Origin of the sequence: uncultured Clostridium sp., assembly GCF_947039605.1 — a bacterium.
Lineage (GTDB): Bacteria > Bacillota > Clostridia > Clostridiales > Clostridiaceae > Sarcina.
The window spans coordinates 1-5,567 of sequence record NZ_CAMQZG010000085.1; the positions used below are offsets into that span (position 1 = coordinate 1).

The window sequence follows — 5,567 nt, forward strand, 5'->3', positions numbered from 1 at the left end:
AAGCCGGATATAAAACTAGAGCCGGAGAAACCAATAATCAAGCCGGATATAAAACTAGAGCCGGAGAAACCAATAATCAAGCCGGATATAAAACCAGAGCCGGAGAAACCAATAATCAAGCCGGATGTAAAACCAGAGCCGGAGAAACCAATAATCAAGCCGGATGTAAAACCAGAACCAGAGAAACCAGTAATTAAATCTGATGAAACAGTAAATAGTGAAAATGATAAATTAGGTGGTAATTGTACGGATAAATGCACTAAGGTTAATGTAGATGTAATATCTGAAAATAGTGCATTAAAATGTAGTAGAAAAGAAGATAACAGAGATGAAAGTGTTAAAAAGAGAAATAGTAAGATAAAAAACAAAAATATAATACATGAAGTTGGTGTAGTTTCAGTAAATACAAGTAATATTATTTCTAAAAAGGTGGATTTACAGGATATAAATAAAAATAGTGTAAATGAGATTAAACCAGAAGTAAATACAAGTAAGAAACAAGAAACTAGTAAAGCAAAAGCAAAGCAAAGTATTGTGCAAAGTACAGCAGGAAATAGTGAGCAAAACAGTGATGATGCACAAAATGAGCTTAATTCAATTATTGAAATTAAAAGAAAGGGTCTTTTAATTGGTAGTGCTATAATAGCTATATTTTCAGCTATATCACTTGCAATAAAACCAAAAAGTAAATAGATAAAAGATATAAAAGAATTTTTGTAGTAATGCAAAAATTCTTTTTTTATTTAACTTTATATCAATAGTAAAAAAATTTAACTATTGATAAAATTAAAATTAGTAAATATTGTAAAATTAAGTGTAGAATGAAAGTATTATTAATTGAAGATGATATAAGCATCTTATTAATGGGCAGAATCTAGAAAAATTATATGATGTATTAAAATCTGAATTAAAAGAAATAAATGGACTTGATGATATGTACTGGGTTGGTAATGAGGCTTTTAGCGAAGATTCATATGAAAAAGAAAGAGCTCAGCCCTTATATATAGAAGCGGAAGTTGAAGATGGATTAAAAGAAAGTGGAATATTATACTTTATATTAGTATTCATAGGACTTTTATTCCTTGGTGCTAATGGGATAGTTTTATACTATAAAATAATTGCAGACATAGATGAAGAGGCAGATAGAATTAAATCATTAGAGAGAATAGGTTCAACAACTAAGGAAATTAAAAAAGTTCTTAGCAAAGAAATGCTTATAATATTCTTTGTACCAATATTTATGGGTGGAATTATGGGGTATTATTATCTAATGCTTATGAGTTCTAATATTGCAGATGAAACATTAAAATCTGTTTTAGTTAGTGGATTCCTAGCAGTATTATTTGTAGGAATTATAATTCAAACTATTTTCTACTTTATAAGTAGAAGAAAGTACTTTAAAGAAATTTTTAGAGCAAAGTAAAAGAGAAGAGATTGTATAGTAGTTAACTAATAGATACAGTCTCTTTTTGCTATAGAATAATAGTCAGAAATAGATTCTTTTAAAAGTCTAATATTACTAGCAAGTAAATTTGTAAAATCTTTATCAGCTTTTCTTGAACCCATTTCAAAAATTATTAAGTTTTCTAATTGTAGTTCAATAGTTCTCTTAACTTCTATAAATGGAAGTTCACCTTTATATAAAGTATCTTTAAAATTAATTTTATCACTTCGATCAGAAAGATCCCAAAAACCATTAAACATATCACACTTTAGAAGTGAAGAATTATTAGTCTTATAAATTTTGAATACTGTAATAGCAAGTCCATTATTGTAAAAAACATTAAGACCATTATCAGCAGTGAAAGGAATCATATAATAGGTTGGTAGATATATACTCATTTTAGGAAGTAACATTATAGCTTCCATAGTTATTTGTTGATTTTTATAAATTGACATTAAATTATTTATATCGAGTTTTTTATAAAGCATTTGCCACCTCTTAATGTAAAAATATGTTATATGTTATATTTCGATAAGTAGGGAGGAAAAACCTTTTTTTATTAAAATTAATTAATTGAGTTTGTATTTTTACATGAGCTTACACATTTTAAGTTTGGGGATATAACTATAAATATGATGTTACAAATGGTTAAGGTTTTATATATATACTCTTTTCTAGCACACCACTTTTAGAAATAAATTGTACTCAAGCAATAGGGATATAATTGTGTTTTAGATTTTGGAAGTCTTGGAACAACAATAATTCCAGAGCCAATAAAAGCAGCTCTTGGAGCTAACTGTTCAGTATGCGGTGTATGTGGGGGCTGTGGAGCTTGTGGAGCATGTGCATTGTGTGGTGGATTAAATTTTGGAGCAGCCGCAGTAGCTTTAGTAGCTGTTGATGCAGCCTTATCAATAGCAGGTGCCTTTGCAGCTTTTGCACCTAATATACCGCAACCATAATGAAAAATAAGTATCCAATTATAAACTACAATTATCAACTCCACCTAACAGCAAAGGATTGTAGTTTGTTTCATATAGTGAAAGATAATACAGTAGGAAAAAGTAAGCTTGGTCTTAGTATTTTTGAGCAATGGAAAGTAAATCCATTAATGGCTAGATATTTATGTCTTTGTGATGGTAAAACAACTCATGGAGAAATAATATCAAAGCTTAGAATTCCATTTTCATTACTTGCAGATAATGGGGCAAAAGGGCTTGTAGGTATCAAGGTTATAGAATTTAAAGATAGTGAAGAAGAATGTAGTGATAGACTTTTTTTAACAGGAAATTTTGAAAGTTATAATCCTCTTCATACAAGTATAGAGATAACAGACTACTGTAATTTTAGGTGTAAGCATTGCTATGTTAGTGCATCACCAGAGAAATTAGAGAAAAGAAGCTATAAGGCTATGATAGAACTAATGAATAAACTCTGGGATAACGGAGTTAAGGTACTAGAGATAACAGGTGGAGAGTGCACAACACATCCGAATTTTAAAGAGGTTTTAAAGTTTGCAGCAGATAAGTTTAATTTAGTTGCAGTCATAAGTAATGGATACATTATTGGAAATGATGAAGAGCTTGCAAAATATATAGCAAGTTTTGATAATATGGCAGTACAAATAAGTATAGATGGCATAAAAGAATATCATGATGAATTTAGAAATATGAAAGGTTCATTTGATAGAGCTGTTAATGCTGTGAAGTATTTAAAAAAATATGGAGCTATTGTAAGAGTAGCTAGTACTGTGACATATGACAATGTAGATGATATAGAGGAAGTTTTTAAACTTTGTAAGGCAATAAATGTAGATTCTTTTGCAACATCTACAGTTTCTTCTTTTGGAAGAGCAAGTTGTAAAGGGTGTAACAAAGGTGAAAGTACTTTGAAAGAAATATTAGTAGGAAAACTTGAAAAATATAAAGATGATAAATTATTTTTAGCAAATTATAAAACTATAGAAGCAGTTATAGCTAACAAGGAATTAAACTGTGGAGCAGGGTGGAGAACATTTGCTATAAATGGAGCATCAGGAAATGTTAGAGTATGTCTATTTTTAAATGATGAAGGTATTGTAGGAAATATCGATACTGATAATTATTTGGATATATTTTCAAAGAAAAAGTTAGATAATTTTAGATTTGCAATAGCACCATCAGTTAATTTAGATACTTGCAAAAATTGTGAGAAAAAAGAGGTCTGTAATGGATGCATGGCAAGGGCTATAAATATATATAGAACTGAAAAGCCAGAGTGTGAATGGGTCAAAAAGTATAAAATAAATGAAAGTATAAAAATATAATAAAAATTTAGGACACTGCAAGAACTTTGGAGTGTCTTTTTAAATGTAAAGATGATTAAGTTTTAGTAAGATTTATTAATGTTTGGTAAAAAAAGGTGATATTCCATAGTTATAGGTAGATAATAAAGAAAAACAAAAGAAAACAGGGGGATGAAATTTTTGGAATACAAAGTGATAAAAAAACAAGCAGGTGAATCTATTAAGGGGTTCAAAAGTAATGTTTATGGATTTTTAGCTATAGGAATAACAATACAAGTTGTGATAGGACTTATTTTCAATTCTATATTAGGTGGAAATATATATGGAATGATGTCAGTAAATATAGTAGGTGGGGCTATCATAATACCAACAACTATTATGATAATTAAACACATAATAAATAAAAAAACAAATGCATCATATAAGGCTAGTTTACCAAGCTCAAAGCAATTATCAGGTGCCATAGGTGTATTTGCAATTAATAAAATAATAGGACAAATAGTTTTAGTTATGATGTTATTACCACTTATATATTTAATGTTTACAATGCCAGAGGTGAGTGTGGGTTCATTAGCTGTATTAGGTGGAATTGCTACATTTATAGTAATTGTATCAATCATAATATATATTCAAGGTATTATAGGGGTTTGTATACTTTGTGATGGTGGGACTTTTAAAGAATCAATAACAAAGTCATGGGGATGTTTATTTAAAAACTTTAAAGTGTTTTTAAGAACAGCATTGATAATGCTTCCAGTTTCACTTTTAGGTGGAGTCATTGTAATTGGAATATTTTTTGGAGTGTTTATGATATTTGTAGACCCAATAATTGCTTTAGTGTTTGTTGCGGGGGTTATGATTATAGTAGGAGGACTTATGTTAGTAATAGGGGTAGCTTTATTTCCTAAGTTCTTATCAATAATTTATATAATAAATAATACTTATAAATCAAATTCAAATAATGTAGAAAAAGAAAATATAAACGAAGAAGAAAATATAAACGAAGAAGAAATTGATATGACAAATTTAAATTTAGAAAAAATAGAAGTTTAAAATAATAATGAAGAGGTTGAAGTTGTTAAACCACATAATTTATTAAAAAGTAATACAAGTATATTCTCTAAATTTAAGCTTAGTAGTATAAAAAATGGATTAGCATTTGGAGCAGGGTTTAGTATAGGTAGTAATCTAGTAGACTTAGCAAGTCATAAAAAAACTTTTAAACAATCTATAATTCAAATTTTAAAAGATACATTAAAAGCAGGTATTACAAGTTATATAGTGGGTATATTGCTAGTTTTAATAGCAAAAACATACATAGGTGAAGAGTTGAAAATAGGTTTTAATTTTATATTAGGAGTAATTTATAAAACATATATTGGGAAAGTTAGTTTTGATTTTATAGGTTTAATAGGACATGCAATGAAAAGAATATTAGATGAGGTATATATAACAAATTTAACTTAATTTGAGAGAATTCTCCCACTTCAAGCTTTAGCTAAGTGGTGAGATGAATCGACGAAGGCGTAGCAACACGATAAATATTTCCTGTTGACTATGCTTTTTGTTTTTGTTAATATTTCATCAGTAGTAATAATAATAATGAGGTGATAGCTTGGACTTTTATACAAATAATCATTCAGTATTTAGATTGAATTATCATCTTGTACTGGTTGTTAAATACCGAAGAAAGGTTATTGATGATGATATATCTAAAAGATTGAAAGAAATATTTGAAAATATAGCACCTAAATATCTAATAACTTTGGAGGAATGGAATCATGATATAGAAACTCAAGGTGAAAAATAAGGAGGTGAAAGTATGCTAAAGGCTTATAA

Annotated in this window: 6 protein-coding genes and 1 pseudogene; 6 read left to right on the forward strand and 1 reads right to left on the reverse strand. The window is 28.3% G+C overall.

The annotated features are described in order from the left end of the window. Both Q0V24_RS16780 and Q0V24_RS16785 read left to right on the forward strand, forming a co-directional pair. Positions 1 to 693 (forward strand): hypothetical protein (locus Q0V24_RS16780; RefSeq protein ID WP_366938326.1); only part of this gene is annotated, 693 nt, incomplete at its 5' end. A gap of 241 nt (positions 694 to 934) precedes the next feature. Then, the gene (locus Q0V24_RS16785; protein WP_297523280.1) at positions 935 to 1,423 is read left to right on the forward strand and encodes an FtsX-like permease family protein; all 489 of its coding nucleotides are present in this window, start codon (positions 935 to 937) and stop codon (positions 1,421 to 1,423) included. 26 nt (positions 1,424 to 1,449) lie between these two features. Here Q0V24_RS16785 and Q0V24_RS16790 read toward each other — a convergent pair whose 3' ends face one another. After that, positions 1,450 to 1,899 (reverse strand): hypothetical protein, encoded by a 450-nt coding sequence (locus tag Q0V24_RS16790; protein WP_297523282.1) that lies wholly within the window; start codon positions 1,897 to 1,899, stop codon positions 1,450 to 1,452. A gap of 584 nt (positions 1,900 to 2,483) precedes the next feature. Between Q0V24_RS16790 and Q0V24_RS16795 the strand changes: the two genes are divergently transcribed. The 4 genes and pseudogenes from Q0V24_RS16795 to Q0V24_RS16810 form a co-directional block, all read left to right on the forward strand. After that, entirely contained in the window at positions 2,484 to 3,749 is a 1,266-nt protein-coding gene (locus Q0V24_RS16795) for a radical SAM protein (RefSeq protein WP_297523283.1), read from the forward strand. Between the two features lie 159 nt (positions 3,750 to 3,908). Continuing rightward, a complete protein-coding gene (locus Q0V24_RS16800) occupies positions 3,909 to 4,781 on the forward strand; it encodes a hypothetical protein (protein WP_297523285.1) in 873 nt (290 codons plus the stop codon). Positions 4,782 to 5,009: 228 nt separating this feature from the next. Further along, positions 5,010 to 5,195, forward strand: a complete 186-nt coding sequence (locus Q0V24_RS16805; RefSeq protein ID WP_297523286.1) for a hypothetical protein — start codon at positions 5,010 to 5,012, stop codon at positions 5,193 to 5,195. 148 nt (positions 5,196 to 5,343) lie between these two features. Beyond that, positions 5,344 to 5,514 (forward strand): annotated as a pseudogene (locus Q0V24_RS16810) (transposase); the annotation flags it as partial. Positions 5,515 to 5,567 lie beyond the last annotated feature (53 nt).

Excerpts from the sequence above, each read along its gene's own strand:
- Q0V24_RS16790 (WP_297523282.1), bottom strand. The coding sequence starts at position 1,899 with ATGTCAATTTATAAAAATCAACAAATAACTATGGAAGCTATAATGTTA.
- Q0V24_RS16785 (WP_297523280.1), top strand. The coding sequence starts at position 935 with ATGTACTGGGTTGGTAATGAGGCTTTTAGCGAAGATTCATATGAAAAA.